We start from the raw sequence: 21807 nt of genomic DNA on the forward strand, positions 1-21807 counted from the left end.
ATGGTTTCGTTAAGATCAATAATTAAATGTCATTTAGAGGACTTATCTGCCGGTGATGATTCTAAGTAGCCTAAATTCGCCTTGATTTTGGGCCAAAAGAATAAGAATTATTGTCCACAGAAAGGAGCTTCAGGATCTTTTGAACATAGATAGTCTTTAAGCATTTTATTTTCGGCCTTAAACTCAGTATTCTCTTCTTTAAGGTTTGCGATTTCTCGACTATTTTTCTCAATTAAAATCTGTTGTGCTTTGGTTGCTTCAATCAAAGGTGCGACTAATTTTGAGTAAGCAACAGACTTATATCCAGCTTCATCTTCCACTACTGCTTCAGGAAATATTTCTTCTACATTTTGAGCGATAACACCAACATCTCTAACTTCAACAAAATTCATATCTGGAAATTCGTCATTACGCCAATCAAAGTATACACCATCAAGTGCCAATATTTTCTCAATTGGATCTTCAATGACTGAGATATTCTTCTTATAGCGCTTATCAGATGTATTCACATAGGCTGCATTACCTGCAACTGTCCCAGCAACATGCAATTTATAAGATGGTGTGGTTGTACCAATACCAACATTCCCCGACACATTTTTAAGATGAATTCCTGGTACGTAACTCGCTCCACTTTTCGCATATGCGCCAAATACTTCAGTTCCATTTTCTCCTGCATGTATTGTAAAGGCCCTTTTAGTCGATGTACTTCCTTGAGCTATATCAAAGTCTGAGTCAGCTCGAGTTGAGTACAATTTAGTTCCAGTTGTCGACATCGCTGAAAATGTTCCTGCGACCTCAAGAGCATGAGTTGGTGCGATAGTTCCAATCCCAACATTTCCATCCCACACAAATGTATTGGTATTTAAATCCATAAATCCAGAAACTTTGTCTGAGTCTGTTTCAACAAAAGTTATCTGAGCATCAGACTCAATACTCATGGCATTATCATATGGAAGAGATGGCCCTAGTCCAGTTTTTGATTTTTGTCCCAAGAGATGTGGATAGATCGCATACTTTTCAGTTGTTGAAGTTAGATTATATCCAAGAGCATAATCAGAGGCCATTGATATATTCCCGGCCGCAACATTTATAGCATTAGTATGTATAGCATTTTGTGAAAATGTTGTAACGTTTGTGACATCTGTATCATAGACAAGTCTTAATTGCTCTACTCCTGTAGCATTATACGCGTAACCAGTAAAAGTTGCGTTATACATCGTAGAGTTATCAGGAATAGCAAGAGCAACATACTTTACGCCGCTATAAGTAACATAAGCAAGGTATGTATATTCACCGTAATTGATAATATTTCCTCGACAGCTATCATACGCACAGGCCGTATTAACTTGTGCTGAAACTTTTCGATTCCATGCAGCCGTTCCACCTCGCCTTAAATTAATTTCACCATTTACATAGTGCTCGTCTAAGAGAGCTCCATCATAGGCACGGTGAAGAAGAATATAATTTACACCAGTCGAGTTTTCAGTTTGTGAGTAACCATCAATCTTACGATTAACATGATAGTGTTTACCATTTTCATAAACGTGTAGGCGCGATGATGGAGTACTTGTCCCAATCCCAACATTCGCCGTTTGGCGACTAATGCTGATAGCATTTACATCACTTGATGTTAAAAGGTCGGCCGTATCATGAACACCAATATGAAGATAGTCTGGCCCCGTTCCATCATAGTGAATATATCCACCTTGGAATGTATTATTAGGCTCAGCAAAACGAATACGACCGCCTTCAAATTGATTACTTACATCTCCAGCAAGAGTTAGTGTTGGCCCATTAGTGACATCATCAGCTCCACGTACCGTAAGTTTTGAAATAGGCTCAGATGAACCGATCCCAACCTTACCATCATTTGCGATGATCATTCTTGTTTGCTCTGATAGAGAACCGTTCGTTACAGTTTTAAAATCGAGATCAGTCCCTCTAGTCGTCGGGCTCCAGTCTTCTGATGCTCGCCCTGAAATTCCGGCCAGCGCAGTTGTCGCCCAATTTGTGCCATCAAATCCAGTAAAAGATATTCGTCCCACTTCATGATTCTCTAATGGAGCTGTCTCTGCACCAATAGTCCCCTTAGCTCCACGTAGGAGTAAGTGAGAAGGATTACCTGAAACGCGGTCAAAGAAGATAGGCTCTGTTCCGAATGTATGAATTTGACCTTGAGGAGTATTCGTCCCGATACCTACTCGCCCAGTGTTTTCAACAATTATACCAGTTGTACTATTCCAAGGAGCAGTTCCAAATGTCATATAAAGTTTCTGTTGAGTTGTTGCACTTCCTAGTAGCCCAAAACCTGCAAGCCCATTACTAGTAGAATCAACACTTCCGTCTGGTGTATAGTGCATACCACGGGCCCAACTACCAGTGGTTACGGGTCTTTGTAAAGTAAGGTATCCACCTTTTAAAGTCATATTTCCATTCACTTCAAATTTATCAATCGGTGATGCAGTTCCAATTCCAACACTTCCAGAATTATAGTAAATATGACTTCCCGAAGTCGACCATTGAGTTGCTCTTGCATCCACATAATTTTTAACAGCACTCACTGACGGAGCCTGAGTTGTTTCACTACCTGCAGTTGAGTTAACAACGGCCGCAGTTTGAGCACGCACATCCGTAAAATATAAGTTACCAGCTTCGGCCACATCATCAGTGTCAAGGCCAGTAATAGAAGTAAATTGAGCATTCAGTTGTGCTTGGAGCTTTCCATAAGCATCTACAATTGAATCAGTTGGAGCAAGCACTGAATTTGTCCCTACAGTATAACCAGTAAGAGGAGTGCCCATGACATTAGAAGCTGGCACACGCCCACTTGCATCTAATCTTAAGAGTTCATTTGCTCCATTTGCTGTATTGATAGCAAGGCCAACATCATTGGCATTTTCCGTAAGTGTAATATCACTTGAACTTGTTAGACCTTTAAAGACTAAATCTGTTCCAGTTTTTGTTTTATAAATTGATGTACCACCAGCACTTGAGGCCGTATTTTGTTCACCACTTGCAGCAACGACACTTGATAAACAACCACTACCATCAATACAAATATCATTAGTGGCCGTCACATTGATACTTCCATCAACAGTTAGCTTCTGCGTTGCAGTTGTTCCAATTCCAACATTACCTGTGGCATCTGCTGTTACAATTTCTTGCCAATCTTTAAAGTCTCCAGTGTTATCACTGTGACGAATAAAGGCACGAGGGTCTTCTGTATTATTTGCCTTTATGTGAAGCTGAGCAACAGCACCACTTGCAACACCACTTTGCATATTAAGGGTCGCACCACTTTCTCCCGGAGTTGGCGATCCAGTCGTTGAAGTATTTGTTCGATATAGACCAGCAGGTAGTGCATTGCTATCAAGAGAGTTTGATGCTGGAAGACTTAAGCCAATATTATTTGCTGAAACAATTCCATTAACCTCTAATGCTGTTGTTGGAGAATTAGTCCCAATTCCCACACTTCCTTGAAAGTAGTTCTTATAAGTTGCACCGACTTGATAAAGCCCAAATCGATTTGTAATTGTTCCACCTGCTCCACTATTATTTCCAATATGAAGATCATAGGCATTTGTCACAGTACCTGAACGATTATAATTTGTTACCTTGATCCCGTATGCATCAGTAGTAATCGGATTAGCTGTACCATCAAAGCTATGATGTCCATAAGCTACATTAGATGCTGTTTGCACAGCTAAAGTTCCATTATCTCCGCTTACACCTGCGTTTCTTAGGGCCTGAGTTAATTGCCCAACTTGCATACCTGAAGATGTAATGCCGGAATCAATTTGAGTCGTATTAATAACATAAGCTCCACGAGAAGAGTAAGCTCCATTCGTATCAATCGAATGAACAGTCTGAGAATAAAGTCCCGACTCATCGACATTTGCATTATTTATCAGTGTATCTGTTACATGTAATTTCGTGCGTGGAGAAGCTGTTCCAATTCCCACCATGCCTGTTGAATAATAAATATCACTTGCTAACGTTGTCCACTGGCTCGCACGAGCATCAACGTAATTCTTTACTGAGTCTACTGAAGGTGCCTGAGTCGTCTCCGTTCCGGCCATTGAATTAATAACTAAAGATGAGTTTGCAGCAATGGAAGTTGCTTGTGAGTTAAGTTGTGCCTGAATTTTTCCAAAAGCTTCTAACACTGTATCTGTCGCTACAACACTTGAGGCAGCCCCTGTCGTGTATCCAGTAAGAGCAACATCAATGGCAGGGTTATAATTTATAATTGAATCTGCTAACTTATCACCTGCACCAACTTGAGCAATCTTTCCATTTGTTGTCCCTACATCAACCGCAAGCGTTCCAGTAGAAGTGATTGTTCCACCAGTAAGTCCTGTCCCACCTGTAACCGATGTTACAGATCCCGCAATCGAGGATGCGTGAGCATCGAGTTGTCCTTGAATTTTACCAAAGGCTTGCAAAATTGTATCGGTAGCAGCAATACTTGAAGCGGCGCCCGTTGTATAACCAGTTAAGGCAACATCAAGGGCCGGGTTATAATTGATAATTGAATCAGCTAACTTATCACCTACTCCAACCTGAGCAATCTTGCCATTCGTTGTCCCAACATCAACCGCAAGAGTTCCAGAAGAAGTGATTGTTCCACCAGTAAGACCCGCTCCTCCAGTTACTGACGTCACAGTTCCAGCATTTCCTGTTGGCCAAGAAGTTCGACAGTCAGCTCCAATACAAAGCCCTGTCCCCTTCACATTACCTGCAACTTCTAACTTCTCTGTTGGATTAAGAACACCGACACCAACTCGCCCAGCATTTGTTACAGCAAGACTTTCAATATCTGCTCCATCAATATCACTTACAATTCTAAAACTGTGATAGCTATTTGAAATTCCCTCAGAGGCTATGAGAAGACCTGCCATATTCGCATAATCTGTAATAGCGGCCACATCTGCGTCGGTGGCACCAAAGCGCATTGTATTAACATCATTTGCTGTTCCAACAACATGCAGCGGTCCTGTTGGAGAATTTGTTCCAATACCAACATGTCCAGTATTAAAGTAAATATCGAGTCCTGAATCCGTCCATTGAGATGATGTAATAGCACTAGTTTGGGCCGTTACATAATTTTTCACTGAATCAACTGAAGGTGCAATTGTTGTCTGCACACCACTCATATCATTAATAACTTTCGCATCTGCAATAGCTGTGGCCGTTGCATCAACATAACTCTTAACAACATTCTCTGTTGCAACAGCAGTAGTTGTCCCTAGAGGTCCTGCACTATTAATAGTTAAGCCTACATCACCAGGAGTTGCTCCAGTCTTATCGATCTTTGTCCAAGAAATTCCAGCGTTTGTATTGATATCAGCATCAACAATTAAATTGTCCTGAATATCATTTGCCGTTGTTGAAGGCGGTGTTGTATTACCACTCTTCACACGTCCCTGCGCATCCACAACAACAGAATAGTAAGTTGTATTATCAGTCACAAGGCTTGGTAATCCTATCACTCCCGCATTGTTAACAAGCGTTGAATCAACAGCGACAGCGGCCGTTTGGTCCACGCACTCAAGTTCATTTGATGCGTTTACTGAAACCACCTGACCAGGAGAGCAAGTAGCTGCGATAACTAAATTATTCGAAAGAGCAGCATGATTAGCATATACCGAAATTGGAGTTGCTAGTACATTTTGAAAATCATAAACAACAGGATTACCAACATCAGTTATGTCTGTTACTTGTATGACTAAAGATTCTCCTGAAGGGATACCATCAATCACCCCAGCAATGCCAGCAAAGTCTAACTCGACAGTGTAAATACCATTGGAAAGAGCAACGGCGTTGATTGTCTCAGTTCCCCTACTTACTCCAGTAGAGCCAGAGTAATAGAGATCAAATTTTAAATTAGGAGTTCCTGTTACTGGTGTTCCGTTTGCTAGAACTAGTCGGCCTGAGTAGCCGAGCTTAGTTGTGGATGCAATTACGCTATGACTTAAGAATAGACTTAAGAAAAGAAATAAAAAGAATGTTAAATTTCTACTAACGTACAACTAACTTCCTCTGTTAATACAGTGGCATATCGACATTTTAGATCAATTGATTAAATGAAAGAAATTTAATGACTTAGAGAGGAAGAATCTTCACAGCCTTAAGAAAGCCGCCAATAAAATGAGTAACTTATTAATTAATCTACTGATGAGTTACAGTATAAAGACCTTGTTTATTTGAGGTGATTCCTTGGTCATTACTTAACTGACCTGAATTAGAAGTATTTGGAGTAGCTTGGAAGTGGCCATAACCGACAAAGCTTCCATAAGTTGTGCGAATACCAGAAATAACAGGAGTTGCTCCAGTTGCCGTGAATGCAGCAATATTGAAATCACGAATCACAACATTTTGCACCTGACATGAGATAATCCCTAAATTTCGATCTTCCAAAACTGTTGCAATATAATTATCACCAGTAGCAAAATCACCAATGCCGATCAATTGATCAATCTGCTCAGTAGCAGGATTAAGAGATGAGACATCGACATTTGTCGCGATTGATGAAAAGCCAGAAGTACCGTAGTCATGATAAATTTGATCACAGGTCCAATTTAGTCCCCCTGCTCCTGGGTTTGTCCCTTTAAAATTGATTTGATGATAGTAGTAATTGGCCTTACCAAAATCACCCGACTGAGTATAATTAGGGAGGGCATTAGCAGTTGTTTGAGCATAAACTTTTGGGAAAGTTACCAATAAGTCTGGCGGAGTTGAATCAATAGTATATGTAAACTCGGCCACCTCTGTTGAACTTGTCGTGCTCATCGACTCTGCAAAGAACGATAGGCCATATTCTCCATCTACTGAACCAACAGCAATCGGCCCTGAGTAAATTGTTGGAGATGAGACAGGGTCACAAAATCCCCCACCAGTTTGTAAACAATATGAAATTTTAGAAAACTCACTACAAGTAATAGTGACATTGATTGTTGTTGAATACATCCCTTCTGCACGATCCACAGAACAAGTTACAGGAGTGATAACTGGATCATTTGAACTACTACTTCCACTTGAACTAGAAGAAGATGAGCTACTAGTGTTATCATTATCATCATTCGTTGAGCTTGAAGCGCCTGTCTTAACACCTAAATCATTATTAGTGATTGAGGCAATTGAGCTTGAAGTACTAGGGCCATCACTTGCGCTACTACCACTATCTGACGAGAAATTATTTGAAGAAGAACCCTCTCCTACTAGGCTTCCAGCATCTCCACCACTATCAGAAGAGCCAATATAAGCTGAGCCTCCTCCTGCAGAAATACTTCCACTCCCACTTGGGCCACCATAATTTTCTTCGTGGCCAGAGCCTTCAAGTTGCTGGGCCTCGTAAGCAGGATCTCTTACAACCTTGCCACCTACTGAAACTCGTGATGATTCTTCCTTTCTTTTTCTTGTTGGAAATTGGCGACTGATCTCTTCTTCGTAAGAAGAAGGTCGACGCTTAGAGCGGCCAGCTTCGTCTCTTTCAAACTCTGCTATATTCTCCTGAGCATCACTAGACTTAGATAGCATTTTATCTTCAGGAGAAGTTCCTGATTCGGGGGCCAGGAAGCTAAAATAAGAAACAACTGCAGCGATTACACCTGCACCAAAAATATTTCTTAATAGCGAACGAAATTCTGAACTCAAAGTTACACCTTCCCCTACTTTTCTTATCGGTTAATTTTAATACATCTTTAAAAAGAACAATAATTTAGTAGGAAAAGGCGTATAAATTAGTAAATAGCTAATATTATTTGCCAAATTTTAGAGTCAGCATGACCTATCTTCATTAAACGAGCTCTGAGTTTGAAAGGTGAAGAAAGTGAAAATGCTTCTCGTATTGAGTTACCGCATCGGCAACAATTTGATTCTTCGTGTAACCAAAAACATCATATTCCTGCCCACCACTTAGTAGAAAAACCTCAGCACGATAGTACTTTTCATGCTCTTCATCGGGTGCATACTCAGGAACTTCAAATGAGCGAAGAAATACCTCATACTTAAAGTCTTCCACTTCTTCATTGTGAATAACTAAAGAGATAGAATCCTTTTTGTTAGTATTTAATCTAGCATCAAGTCCTCTCTTTTTAAATTCTTCCTGAAGCTCAACTAAGCCAGGTTCAACTACTTCATTTAAAAACTTATCAGCTTCTTTAAACTTTGGATGGCTAAGTAGAGAATCAAGTCTTTCCTGCCATGTTGTATTGGACTGCTCATATTGAATAGTCGTGGTGTGATTTTGAACTTGTTTCATCAAGAGTAAATCAGCTCGTAACGATTTCACCAAACAATAAATTGCTATCATTAAGAGAATGATCATCGGAAAGGCGGAGGCAATAGTCATCGTCTGTAGCGCATCCAAACCACCAGAGTGAAGGAGAATTGCTGCAACAACACCTTCTGTAACCGCCCAAAAAATTCTTTGCCAAACCGGTGGCTCTTCTTGACCACCAGAAGCAAGTGTATCAATAACTAAAGAACCAGAGTCAGAAGAGCTCACAAAGAAAGTCACAACGAGAAGAACTCCTAAGACAGAGAGTGCCGCAGAAAAAGGAAAATATTCAAAGAAGCGAAATAGTGCGACTGGAACATTACCATTAACCGCTTCGACAAATTTTCCACTCGTATCTTTTAAGGCAATACTAATTGCAGAGTTTCCAAAAACCGTCATCCAAAGAAATGTAAAACCGGCCGGTACAAAGAGAACTCCAATCATAAATTCTCGAATCGTGCGTCCTCTTGAGATACGTGCAATAAACATTCCTACAAATGGTGACCATGAAATCCACCATCCCCAATATAGAAGTGTCCAACCACCAATCCACTTTTCTTTCTTTTCATAAGCATAAAGATTAAAAGTTTTATAGATAATATCTGAAAGATATGATCCTGTATTTTGAACATACTGCTGAAATAAGTGTACTGTATCACCTAATGCCATGACCGCAACAAGTAAGATGACTGCGACAACAAGATTGATATTAGATAATTTCTTAATTCCTCCGTCTAATCCAAGAACAACTGAAATTGTCGCCATCCCTGTAATAATCGCGATGAGAATGACTTGGATTGTTTCCGATTGAGGAATGCCAATTAAATAGTGAAGACCTGCATTGACTTGAGCAACACCAAAACCCAAGGAAGTCGCAACACCAAACATCGTTCCAATAACGGCAAATGTATCCACGACATCACCTGCAACACCATGTACTTTGTCGCCTAGTATTGGATAAAAAGCAGAGCGAGGAAGAAGAGGGAGATTCTTTCGATAACAAAAGTAAGCAAGACAAACTGCTAAAAGAGCATAAACACCCCAAGCATGAAGGCCCCAGTGAAAGAAGGTAATCTTCATTGCTTCACGTGCACTCTCAATTGTTTGAGCTTCCCCTACAGGAGGTGAAGAGAAGTGCATAATAGGTTCGGCCACTCCAAAAAAGAGCAATCCAATTCCCATTCCTGCAGAAAAGAGCATGGCAAACCAAGAAAGGTTTGTATAACCAGGCTCAGAATGATCAGGTCCTAACTTAATGTCACCAAGGCGGCTGACCATAAGCCAAAGTGAAGTAAATAAAATGATTCCCATTGATAAAACATAAACCCAACTTGTCTTAGCAATTAGCCAAGCTTGAATTCCTTTAAAAAACTGACTTAAGTGACCAGGCCAAATTGAGCCGATTGCAGTGATTAAGAGAATAAAGAAGGCAGAAGAAAAGAAAACATTCTTGTTGATAGTTGATTCGACTTCATTAGTCGATTTCGATTCTTTATTGATAACAAACTCCCCTTTAATTGGGCCCGTAACGGATCCAACACAAAATAACGTATAAAAACCAATACCTACCTATCGACAAATTAGTTAATTATTTTAAAGTTAAATTTCTTTGATTTACTTTAACAAAATGATAACTCAACACATCTCTCTAAACGTCCGTTATAACCCTTGTTACAAAAACGAGGAAAATATGGACATTAAAAACATCATGACAAAAACACCAATTACTATCACAGAGAATAAATCAATCAGGGATGCGGCAAAGCTAATGTGCGATAAAAAAATAAGTGCATTACCCGTTCTCAATGACGATGGAGATGTCGTTGGAATTATCACTGAATCAGACTTTGTTGGAAAAGAAGTTGAAGTCCCTCATGCCATGGCCAAACTCAAACAGGCCTTTGGTCAGAATTTAAATTTTACTCAGCTTGAAAAATCGTACGAGCAAATAAAAGAAATAAGAGTTGGCGATGTCATGAGTAGAAATGTTAAGTCACTAACAGAAGATACTGACCTAGAAGGCTATGTACAGTTCATGATAGAGAAACATATTAAACGTGTTCCAGTTATAAAAGATAATAAGCTTGTGGGAATTGTTACACGTAAGGATATTATAAAGTCATTTCTCTAGACGCAATTTATTGGCTTATGATAATGGAGTATAATACATAAAAAAAAACTGTATTGAAGGTACTTCTATGTCACATATTAAGCAAAAAATATCTCTACTTCCACTTCTACTTTTTGTTGTTATTTACTTAGGAACTGGTATTTACTTTCAAATGAAAGGTGTTAAACATGCTTTTTATCAAGTACCTGCACCAATTGCCATTCTCCCAGCAATCTTTCTTGCATTTTTTATTACTAAGGATACGCTTAATAATAATGTTTCAAAGTTTGTAAAAGGAATTGGGCATCCGGATATTATTACAATGTGCCTAATTTACCTTCTTGCTGGAGCATTTTCTACAATTGCGACGGAGACAGGTGGAGTTGATGCAATTGTTAACTTAGGCCTATCAATAATTCCTAACACTCTCATTCTTCCAGGTGTTTTCGTTATTTCAGCGCTAGTTTCAACTGCCATGGGTACATCAATGGGTACAATCGGTGCAATTGGTCCAATAGCTCTTTCAATGGCGACCAAAACAGATATCAACCTTGGTATCCTAGCAGGTGCAGTAATGTCTGGTGCAATGTTTGGGGATAACCTTTCAGTTATTTCAGACACAACGATTGCGGCCACAAGAACCCAAGGTTGTAATATGCGAGATAAGTTTCAAGAGAACTTTAAGATTGCTTCATTTGCGGCACTTATAGCTATCATTCTCTACTTCTTTCTAATCTCTGCACCAAATGTCACGATTGATAAACCAACAAATCTCTATTTGGGAATTCCATATATATTCATCCTTCTCCTGGCCATCTTAGGAGTAAATGTATTTGTCGTTTTATCTGGCGGGATTATTCTTGCTGGAATCGTTGCTCTTTTCAATGGTTTTGATTTTTCAACTATTATCGGACTTACATATCGAGGCTTCAGTAGTATGCAAGAGATCTTTCTTCTCTCTCTTCTAATTGGCGGTCTAAGTGAGTTTATTAGATCAGAGGGCGGCCTTGACTACATTTCTGGAAAGATTCAAAAACTAATTTCTAAACTTGCCCATATAAATAAAAAAGCGGCAGACCAAATTGGAATTGGGCTTTTATCTGCACTTACAAATATATGTGTTGCTAATAACACTGTATCGATTATCATCGTTGGACCTATTGCAAGAAGGCTTGCTATACAAGGTGATATTTCCCCAAAAAGAAGCGCATCTTTAATTGATATTTTTAGCTGTGTGGTTCAAGGGCTACTTCCTTATGGCGCCCAGGCACTACTACTTGGAGTTACTTTTAAGATATCTCCATGGGAAGTCGTTACAAACTCTTATTATTGTATGATTCTTCCATTTATTGCTCTAGGTTTCATCTTTACAAGACGTTAGAGCGTATAATTTTTGCGATTTCTTCTATTTCAATTGAGATGAATGGGGATTTTTGTCATAAAGACCTATGCAAAATTCCCTAGTTAAGTATTTATTATTCATTGCCCTATCAATCCAAACACTAGCTTTAAGCGAATATGCCGCAAGCTTTGATACAGTAAATAGTGCAAAATGTAGTACAAAGATTCCAACGAATTGGCAGATCTCTCAATTTGCAAAACCATACTTAACAACTAAACTAGATGAGGCATACTCTCTCCTAGTTAAAAACTATGTTTACGATGGATTAAAATCTAAAGAAGATTTTAAAGACAAGATATTGGCAGCAAGTAAGTGCCAATCTAAAAGCTGTAAACTTAAAGAGCTATTTGAAAGTGATGAACTTATTGAAAAGTCCATCTTTCTACTTTTTAAATATGGACTCAACACTTCTCCTTACGCAAATAAAGATGCAGCACTTCTTGATCTAGAACAAATGGATGCCATTATTAAAGGTGTTAACCTACTGCCTCTTCACCTTCCCAAATTATGGAGCAGCAAACGATTAGTTCGTCATATAAAAGAAGATATAGGATACGGTACTCATGGGATGATCTTTGCAAATGCTTCTATTGAACTTTATGCTCCATGGGATAGAGAACTTGATGAAGATGGAAAGGCTTACAGCCTTTTTCATGAGCTTGGCCATAACCTCGCTTATTTTTACAACCTAAACTATTCCTCATTTTGGTGGGATATGTCAGGTTGGATCGACCATCCAATGGGATGGAGATACAATCGTAACGAAATGGTTTCTTTATACGGTCAAACAAATCCAAGTGAAGATGCAGCCGAAAGTATCGCTGCTTACCGTTTAAATCCATCACACTTAAAAAAAGTTTCTCCTAAGAAGTACGCATTTATTCGTGATTACATTTTTCTTGGCCAGGAGTATTTACAAGAAAGTAAATGTCACATTCGTCCTGTCGAAGATTACCTAAACTCATTAATCAAAGAGTCAAAACTTAAGTGTAGTACAAATGAGTGCACTCTTAAATATTTAAAGAAAGCAATTGCTAAAGATGAGAAATATCCTCACTTTTTAAAAGCAAAAGATACATTCCTAGAAAATTTTCTATAAATTACTCTGTTGGCCATTAATTTCTATTTAGTGGCCATCGCAAACTATTTTTATCACTTACATATTTCTACTAAAAGCATCTTCAACCAATTTTTAAGTACTTACACAGATAGTAAATAGACTATTGAAGTCATGATAACTTAATAAAAAGTTAAGAATTCCGATAAATTTTAGTGATACTTAAGTAAATAAAATTATCTGGGGGAATTTAGACAGCGATATGAAAAAAATAGGCCAGCTGATATTCAATCCAAAGCTACTTATATTATCACTCGCAATTATAGTGTGTTATGTTTTTATTTTTTCAGAAAATCCAAAGAAAGAATATTCTAGTAATAAAATACAAAATAAACACTTGTTAAAAAACTATAAAAAAAATGGCATTACAAATAAGTCAAAAAAGTCAAAATCTGAAAGTTTCAAAAGTCGATATAGAAGAGGAATTGCTTCAGAGGCAACAACACCAAATAATTCAAATTCATATGACAACTACGAACAAGATGCTCGAGTCTCAAAAGTTTCTGCACAGGTGGCCAGAAACTTTTCTAAGGTAGCAAATGCAACTCCTCTAATCACCTCACCTGATTACTATCAACAATCAATGGAATACTTTAGCGAGTCACCATCTAAAGAGAATAGAAATGAGCAGCAAGATAAAAATGAAGATATAGTCTCAACTGGTGGACTAAAAGTACAAGAAGAGCAAGTAGCTCAACAAGAAGAAACGACAGAAAGTAAAAAAGGAAGTGGCAGTTCTTATATTCCAAAAAGACCTAATATCTATGGAACAATCCCACCTCTTAAAGAGTACTTTAAGACCACATCAATCTCTCTTATTTCGAAGGCATATGCGGCGCCAATTGATATAAACTGTAGTGATGCAAAAGTTGAACTCTTTGACTTAGCAACAATGACGCCTCTTGCAGACAATCCTCTTTCAGGAAATGCAGTAGAAGAAGAGACACTATTTGAATTTGATCCATTTGATCTAAGCCTTGATATGCTGGCCCCAACAAAATACTTTCTTAGAACTTCTGGCTGTAATTATGTTTTTGAAAGAATTGTAACGAGTTTCACTGACCCTCAAAATATTACCCAAGCTTCGACTATTATTTCACAGGTCGTTAAAACGAAATTAAAAGATGAAGTAAATACGATTAACAATCATACAGTTTCTTTAATGATTAGTGAATTAGAGCAACAAATAAATGCAGATGATAATCTTAGTGAGACATATTCAAAACTACAAAGCAACACAACGATAAGTGATACATTTGATAATTCATTTAGTGATGCCCATACAATTCTTGAGAACTCACTACCTGATATTAAAGAAATAACAGTTCCTCAGTCACTTGAGGAGAAGAAAAGCTACCTCTTTACAATCCAAGCATATGACCATTGGTCTGTGAATTATGAAATAGCATATGAGTGGTATTTAGAAGATTTGAAAACACCATCGGCACCAGTATTGATGTCAAAGTCTGCAAGCTGGTCTTACACACCATCAGCAAACCATAGTGATGAATTTATTATTTCTCTCTTTATAGGTAAAAGCGATGGATCTGGAAATGTAATTCGAGGAAATGCAGACATACCATATCATGAATTTTCATGGAAATACCCAGATGCAACAATTGGAACGACCTTTACTGATACCTCCCCTGTTACAGCACCGTCAATACAACTTGCAGCCTCTCAAAATAATCCGACGAATAATCTAGCAATAAACCTTGAGGTTTTAACAGGAACTGAGATATCTCCAGGTCTAATGACAAATTGTGAAACCTTTTCAAAACTTGCAATAACAGAGAGCTCATCTGCACCAACAGCTCCTGAGTTTAATATAGATTGTACGGATGAGAATTTTCAAAATATCATAAAAATAATTACTACTGGAGATGGGTCGAGAAAACTCTACTTATGGGCAATTGATCATAATTCAAAAATAAGCTCACCAAAAGAAATAGATTTTGTCATTGATCAGACACCTCCAGAAATCACAATTCCTAGTATTGCGGCCCTTAGGGCAGATACTTACTTTAATCTCGTTTGGAATATTTCAGAGCAACATGGCCTTGCCATTCTTCCTCATACAATTGAGTTTCTTGACTCAAATGGAACAAGTTGGACAACAATTTCGTCGAGTACACCTTCTGCAGATGGAGTGCTAATAAATAATTCCTTTAATCATGGTTTTACACTACCCGATCGAGCACAAACGAATGCTAAAATTAGAATTAGCTTATCTGATGCTCTAGGAAATACTTCGACAATTGAATCGAATACTTTTGAATTACAAAAAGCACTCCTTTCAACAACTCCTTCAAGTCACAATTTTAACGGAGTACCAAATAATTCAATCTCAATGGCCCAAACATTTACAATTACCAACTCAGGAACGGGAGTTACAAAGAATTGTACTGTCCCACAGCTTTCAGGGACAAATGCGAGTGAATTCCAAATTATAAATGACAACTGTGGGTCAAACAACTTAAGTGTCAATCAGAGCTGTTCATATCAAGTACAAGCAATACCAACAACTAAAGGTACAAAATCTGCGACATTGACTTGGACGTGCGATACTGACATTACGTCAGTAAATTTAAACTATACTTCAGAAAACGTTATCCCAACTACCGCAAGCAATCTTTCTATTACGACAGACGAAGACACTCCGGTAAACTTTGATGTTAATCCATCATCTGATACAGATGGTGATCCTATTACTTATACGATTGTTACACCTCCTACTAATGGAGCACTAACAAATTGTCTAGCAAGTAACAATGACCTAAACTGTGACTATACGCCGAGTGCTAATTATTTCGGAACAGATAGTTTTACATATAAATCAAATGATGGAACTGCTGATTCCTCAGGAGTCACAACTGTTACGATTACTGTAAACTCAATTAATGACACTCCAACCATTCCGACAACACAAGCTGTTGCAACAGATGAAGATATACCTGTTACATTTGATTTAAACATTGGTTCCGATATAGATGGTGATACGCTAACTTATCATGTTTCCTCAACGACAAGTAATGGAATTCTTTCATGTACAGGGGGTACAAATAGAAGTTGTACCTACACTCCAAGTTTAAACTATAACGGAGTCGACACATTCACTTATTATGTAAATGATGGCACAATTAACTCATCGACAGCAACTGTTACGATTACGATAAATGCTATTAATGACCTTCCGGTCATGGCCGCTGACTTCAGCATAACAACGCCAGAAGACACACCGATAAACTTTAGTGTCGAATCTGCTACAGACGTTGATCCAGACACTCTAACATATACGATTGTGACTCCCCCATCGAATGGTCTACTTACAAATTGTATGGCAGCAGATGGAGACCTTAACTGTGACTATTCTCCAAATTTAAACTATAACGGCGTGGATACTTTTACATACCGTGCAAATGATGGAGTAGCCGATTCAGCAACTGTCACAACAGTAACAATTAATATTACTCCTGTTAACGACGCCCCAACTCTAGCAGCGACACAGTCAATAACGACAGATGAAGATACGCCTATTACATTTGATCTTAATGCTGGTGCAGACATTGATGGTGATATTCTAAACTATACGATAACTCTTTCTACCGGTAATGGTTTCTTAACTTGTGATGAAGGTACTAGTCGATCTTGTACTTATACTCCTTCTTCTAATTTTAATGGTTCAGATGATTTTACTTACCAAGTTAGTGATGGAGAATATAACTCAACAACGGCCACTGTTAACATTACTGTTAACGCCTTAAATGATGCACCAGTTGCAGCGGCAGATAGTTCATTAATTTTTAGAGATAATACTTTATACACAATAAACTTAGACCCAGGAAGTGATGTTGAGACAGCAACTGGCTCACTACAATATAAGATCACTCAAGCTCCTGCCGTTGGGACACTTTCGAACTGTATTGACCAGATAAGCTATGGAAGTGATCTAGTATGTGACTATATTGCACCTGTAAACACAAATACAACAGTTACAATTAAGTACGTTGTATATGATGGTCAACTAGAGTCAACGACAGAAACAACTCTAACTATTACTGTTAATGATGAGACTTCGACAGTACCATCTCTTACACCAGTAAACTTTACTGCCGGTACGTCAACAAGTTCGAACCCGATGACTCTGACTGCAGCGAGCTGTGATGATATATCTCAAGTTTTAATTAGTGAATCAACGACAACACCACTAGCTTCTGATTCAGCTTGGCAAAATTGTTCGACGGCCATTGGCGCTATTTCTTATGACCCAAGTGTATTAAATACTCAAGGATACCGAACTCTGCGTATCTACGGAAAAGATCCTGTGGGTAATATTTCAGCTTACGACAGTATCGACTTTATTTATGACTCCCTTGCTCCATCACTATCTTTTGATAATGTTCCGACACTTCCTTGGGGAATAAACTACGCAATAAAATGGAAAACAACAGAGGCCACTGTCAGTGCAACAAAGAATCATACTTTTTCAGTCTCATATAATGGTGGTTCTACATGGACACAACTTGGGCTTACTTCTGTAGCGACTGATGGCCCTCACTCTGATACACCATTTAGCTATAATTACACTGTCCCTTCAGGAACACTATATAATGATGTTCGCTTTAAGGTAACTCTTACGGATGATAATGGCATGACAGGCGAAGCGATCTCTAACTCATTTAGGATCGTTGAGGACTTAGGTGCCCCATTCATTCACACAGCAACTTTCAAAATTAATGGATCGACGACGCCGACTCCTACGGCAGTTAAGTATGTAAGCGTTGAATTCGATGCAGAAGACCTCGATACAGTCATTACTCATTTCTGCCTTAAAGGAAATGATACAACTCTGCCAAGCGCTAATGACGAGTGCTGGAAAGCTATGGATGCTCCTTCACCAGGGCTTACTCTAAATACGTTTATGCCTGTTCGCGACTATAGCTTCCTTCTAGGTTTTGCTCCATCAAACTTTAAAGTATCTGTTTGGGTAAAAGATCTAGCTGGAAATATTTCATCTAACCCTGATGCAACTCTTGGTAAAGACTTTGTAACAATGAACTATACTCCAGATCAGGCTCCTGTTATCTCGGAATTCTTTGTTACTAATTCTGATTCACCAAGTAGTCCAGTAGAAGATATTGATCTAACATTTAATAATGGTGATACTGTATATATCTCATGGAGAACAGTCGATAATAAAACGATTCCAGATGGAACAACAAAATTATATTATACAACTGATGACATCGAGTTTCACCCTATTGTCTCGGCACAAAATCTAAATAATAGTGCAAATAATTGCCCGCAAGTTAACTCTGCAACAAATCCACTTGATGACAATGCAACAGCATGCTACCAGTGGACTTTCCCTCTTGCTGATGGACAGTATTTTAGGCTAAGTGTTACCGCTGCAGATAGTGCAAATCAAGATACCTCAGCAACATCTGTTGCACTTAACTCGACGAAGTTTAAAATTCTTGCAGGAAATGTTGACCCAGGAACTGGCTCATCGGCCAAGTCTGCCCAACTTTTTCCAAAATCAACACAAGCACCATACTCCCTTGCAGTTACAAGTGATGGGAAGATATTCTTTAACGATAAGGTTCGAGGTATTCTTTATATCAATCCTTTCACAAACGTTCTTGAGCAACTAATCCCAATTGGAGATGAGGTTGGTGACGGTGTAACTGTTGATCAAGCATCTGTAAAAGATGTACAAAAAATCACAATGGATTTTCAAGATCGCCTCCTGATTTGGGACGAGAATTCAATTCGTCGTGTCGATACAACAGTCGTTCCCATGACTATTGAAACAATTATTGGAATGAAAGCTGATGGAACGATTGGTACAAATCGTAGTGATATTATTCTAGACCCAAGAGATTTCAATTTAAACCGTGGTAATTCATATTCAATGTTCCAGCCACTACCTAATGGTGATATTTGGTTTAACGATCAAACAAATCGTGTAAGCAACAATAACTTAATTAGAATTTACAAAGGCTCTCTTTCTTCACCACGTTTAGAATCTAGACGAATTTCAGGTACTGGTGGAAGCTCTCCTCCAACAAGTGCAATTAGTGGAAACACTTCTGCCACGGCCGAAATGGATACAGAAATCATCTCTGCTTATCAAATTGGCTTTGACGTTAATACGAGTGAAGTTACTTCACTTTTTGCAAAATACTACCGTGGTCTAAATGGTTGTTCATACTATATGCGAGAAGAGATTGACCCTTCTACATTTGTTGCAACTGGTGTAGCGATTCCAAGCCACGATACAACTTGTGTAGATGCGTATGGAAGATCTACGAATGATGGAAGTACATGGGGATGGAGTTATCACATCGGTTACCCTACACGAGTTAATCGTTATAACCCTACAACAAACTCTTATGAAGCGACAAAACTAGGAAATGGTATTCATGGTACTTGCCCAGATGGAACACTTGCAACGAGTTGTCCAATTAGATTACAAGACTTCTTCGTTAACAAAGATGGAGTCTTCTTCTTTGTCGATGCCAATACGATCAGAGTAATTGATGCTCAAGGAAAGGTCCAAACACTCTATGGACAAACACAGTCATTTGGAGACAATGGACTCGGTCAGGATGCTCGCTTTGGAAATATTCAATTTATTGACCATGGTGTTGGAGATAATATCATTCTTGTTGACTCACAAGAAAGAATCATTCGAGAAGTTCAACCAAACGAATCAATCAACCAAGTTATTCGAGTGGCCGGAAATGGAGTTCTTGCTCGCGGCTCTTTTAGTATTAGTGCTGACCCACGAACACAAATGCTTGATACAGGAGGATGGTCGCAAAACTTCTCTATGGCAACAAATCCGGCCAATGGTGACATCTACTTCCCTTGTCGTTGGGATAATGTCTGCCTCCTTTCAAGAGCTACAAATCAGTGGTCACACTTTATGGGTCTAAACGGTGGAGGAAGTTGGACCACAACGGCCACAGTAGATGGCTTAACAATTGATATGGGTAACTATACCCCTTCTGTTAATGGTTTCTACAATGGCGGTATTTTAACTGGACACTACTCTTGGTCGGGAACTGCAAATAATAACTCGATCTTCCGCTATACAACAACGGATGGAATGTCTCAATTTATTGCAGGAACAGGTGGAGGCGTCCATGCTGGAGCAGGTTCTTGTCCAGTAGGGCCAGGGGAAAATTGTGTTTTAAAAAATGTTAGACAACACTGGAATGCATCGACTTGGGATAGTAGTGCTGGAAAAATACTTTTTGAAATGGAATACGATAGAAGTGGTGCTAAAACATTTAGACATTTATCAAATAACTATACTTCTTTCTCATCGTTTAACTACGGTGCGACAAGTTTCAGTTCTATTGTAAAAGTAGGAAGCATCATTTATGGCTGTACAGAAGACTACGAACTAATTAAGTGGGATACTGTTAGTGATTTACGAACAGTTCTTCCGATTCCAGGAACGGCCGCTTGTCACGGTTATCGTATCCTCTACAAGCCTGCGGCAAATGGAAAACCAAATCGTATCGTTTTCCCATTCCACCAAAATGGTTTACATGGTATCGCAGAGTACTTCCTAAACTAACCAGGTAACTGCCCTCTATTAAGAGAGATATGTAAGTGGAGAACCTCGTTATTATAACGATTATCTGATTCATCTGATAAACGCACAATATCTGATATCGAATCAATTTGATTCTTAATAAGAGAAAGATATCTTGGTGATATTCTACGAATCATCATTTTATTCACTAGATTTTGAAACTTAAAGTTTTTACCAAACTCCATATCCCAATCATCAAACTTCCCATATGCCTTGCTAATTGTCTCACTTTCTTCTTTTGGAAAGCGAAATTCAGTTGATCTAGCATAGATTAGGCCATCTTGTTCAAAGGCAATTTCGGCCTTGATAAGATCATTAACAACACTCTTTTTAATGGAGTATGTTTTAAGCTCCCTAATATCGAGAGCACTTCTTGAAAGAGTTAAAATGAGAAATAGGAAGTAATGAGACTTTGTTTGTGCTAGAGCATTTATTTGCATAACAGAAAGGTAGCGTTGCCCCTGATTGGCCTTTGAGATAACTTCTTCCAGCTTCTCCTCTTCCTGATTACTCTCCTTGAATAAATAATCAAAAGAAGAAAATTGATTACGACAAAAGCTCAGAATAAGTGCATTTGCATCTTTTGTTTTTAAACACTTTGCAATTTGATTAACGATAACAGACGAAGGAAATGCACTCCCCTTTTCAATCTTAACGAAATATTGATAATTGCACTCCAATCCCTTCTTCGCCAACATTTCATAGAATGATTTCGCACTCTTATGCCCGTATGCCTTTCTAATCTTAACCAAATCTTGACCAAAGTGAACCATAAATCTCCTGACAGGCGATTATCGCCTAATAGAATACTTTTCAATGGATTATCGGAATTATAGAACTCATTCATTAATAAAATTTGGAGATAATAATTAATGAGAAAGCTAATTGCTCTGCTACTAATTTGCCTTACAACTTATGCTGGAAACGGTGTTGAGCGTGGAAAAGTAATCCTAACAGGACAGTTTGAGATTCAAAAAGAAATTAGAAATTATCTTTCAAAAGAACTGACGAAGTGCTCTCTAGGAATAGCACAAGAGCGCTTTAATATTAAAAACATTGCAATTACAAAAGATAAAGTTGATCAGGGTATTACTGATTACTACTACAAAATTGAGCTTACACACTTAGATAATATTGGAAATAACCTTAATGACATCAAGATCGAAATTGAAGATGCTGATTATAGTAACTGGCGCCGTTACGAAGAGAAGCTTTCCATTCAATTACTATCTGATGTGAAAGGAAATTGTAATCTTTAATTATTAATACACGTATAAACAACGGAGAA

At 38.4% G+C, this 21807-nt stretch carries 9 protein-coding genes and 1 pseudogene; 6 read left to right on the forward strand and 4 right to left on the reverse strand.

The window, feature by feature from the left end:
* Nucleotides 1-107: 107 nt before the first annotated feature.
* The 3 genes from ACMAYL_RS12130 to ACMAYL_RS12140 form a co-directional block, all read right to left on the reverse strand.
* A complete protein-coding gene (locus ACMAYL_RS12130) occupies nt 108-6032 on the reverse strand; it encodes a tail fiber domain-containing protein (protein WP_412471134.1) in 5925 nt (1974 codons plus the stop codon).
* Nucleotides 6033-6171: 139 nt separating this feature from the next.
* Nucleotides 6172-7656 (reverse strand): hypothetical protein, encoded by a 1485-nt coding sequence (locus ACMAYL_RS12135; RefSeq protein ID WP_412463209.1) that lies wholly within the window; start codon nt 7654-7656, stop codon nt 6172-6174.
* Between the two features lie 142 nt (nt 7657-7798).
* On the reverse strand, nt 7799-9781 hold the full coding sequence (locus ACMAYL_RS12140) for a BCCT family transporter (protein WP_392993651.1): 1983 nt from the start codon (nt 9779-9781) through the stop codon (nt 7799-7801).
* Between the two features lie 208 nt (nt 9782-9989).
* Between ACMAYL_RS12140 and ACMAYL_RS12145 the strand changes: the two are divergent.
* The 5 genes and pseudogenes from ACMAYL_RS12145 to ACMAYL_RS12165 form a co-directional block, all read left to right on the forward strand.
* Nucleotides 9990-10073 (forward strand): annotated as a pseudogene (locus ACMAYL_RS12145) (phosphoribulokinase); the annotation flags it as partial.
* 39 nt (nt 10074-10112) lie between these two features.
* On the forward strand, nt 10113-10412 hold the full coding sequence (locus tag ACMAYL_RS12150; RefSeq protein ID WP_370446913.1) for a CBS domain-containing protein: 300 nt from the start codon (nt 10113-10115) through the stop codon (nt 10410-10412).
* A 67-nt stretch (nt 10413-10479) separates the two neighbouring features.
* Nucleotides 10480-11772, forward strand: coding sequence for a Na+/H+ antiporter NhaC family protein (locus ACMAYL_RS12155; RefSeq protein WP_103218164.1), 1293 nt, complete (start codon nt 10480-10482; stop codon nt 11770-11772).
* A 67-nt stretch (nt 11773-11839) separates the two neighbouring features.
* Nucleotides 11840-12892 carry a hypothetical protein gene (locus ACMAYL_RS12160; protein WP_412471135.1) on the forward strand — a complete coding sequence of 351 codons (1053 nt, stop codon included), beginning with the start codon at nt 11840-11842 and terminating at the stop codon, nt 12890-12892.
* A 355-nt stretch (nt 12893-13247) separates the two neighbouring features.
* Entirely contained in the window at nt 13248-20501 is a 7254-nt protein-coding gene (locus ACMAYL_RS12165) for a tandem-95 repeat protein (RefSeq protein WP_412471136.1), read from the forward strand.
* Here the strand turns inward: ACMAYL_RS12165 and ACMAYL_RS12170 are convergent.
* Nucleotides 20498-21292, reverse strand: a complete 795-nt coding sequence (locus ACMAYL_RS12170; RefSeq protein ID WP_103218166.1) for a hypothetical protein — start codon at nt 21290-21292, stop codon at nt 20498-20500. The two genes, ACMAYL_RS12165 and ACMAYL_RS12170, sit on opposite strands and share 4 nt — an antisense overlap.
* A gap of 99 nt (nt 21293-21391) precedes the next feature.
* Between ACMAYL_RS12170 and ACMAYL_RS12175 the strand changes: the two genes are divergently transcribed.
* Nucleotides 21392-21778, forward strand: coding sequence for a hypothetical protein (locus ACMAYL_RS12175; RefSeq protein ID WP_392992642.1), 387 nt, complete (start codon nt 21392-21394; stop codon nt 21776-21778).
* Nucleotides 21779-21807: the final 29 nt, after the last annotated feature.

Source organism: Halobacteriovorax sp. RT-2-4 (assembly GCF_047085445.1).
Taxonomy (GTDB): domain Bacteria; phylum Bdellovibrionota; class Bacteriovoracia; order Bacteriovoracales; family Bacteriovoracaceae; genus Halobacteriovorax_A.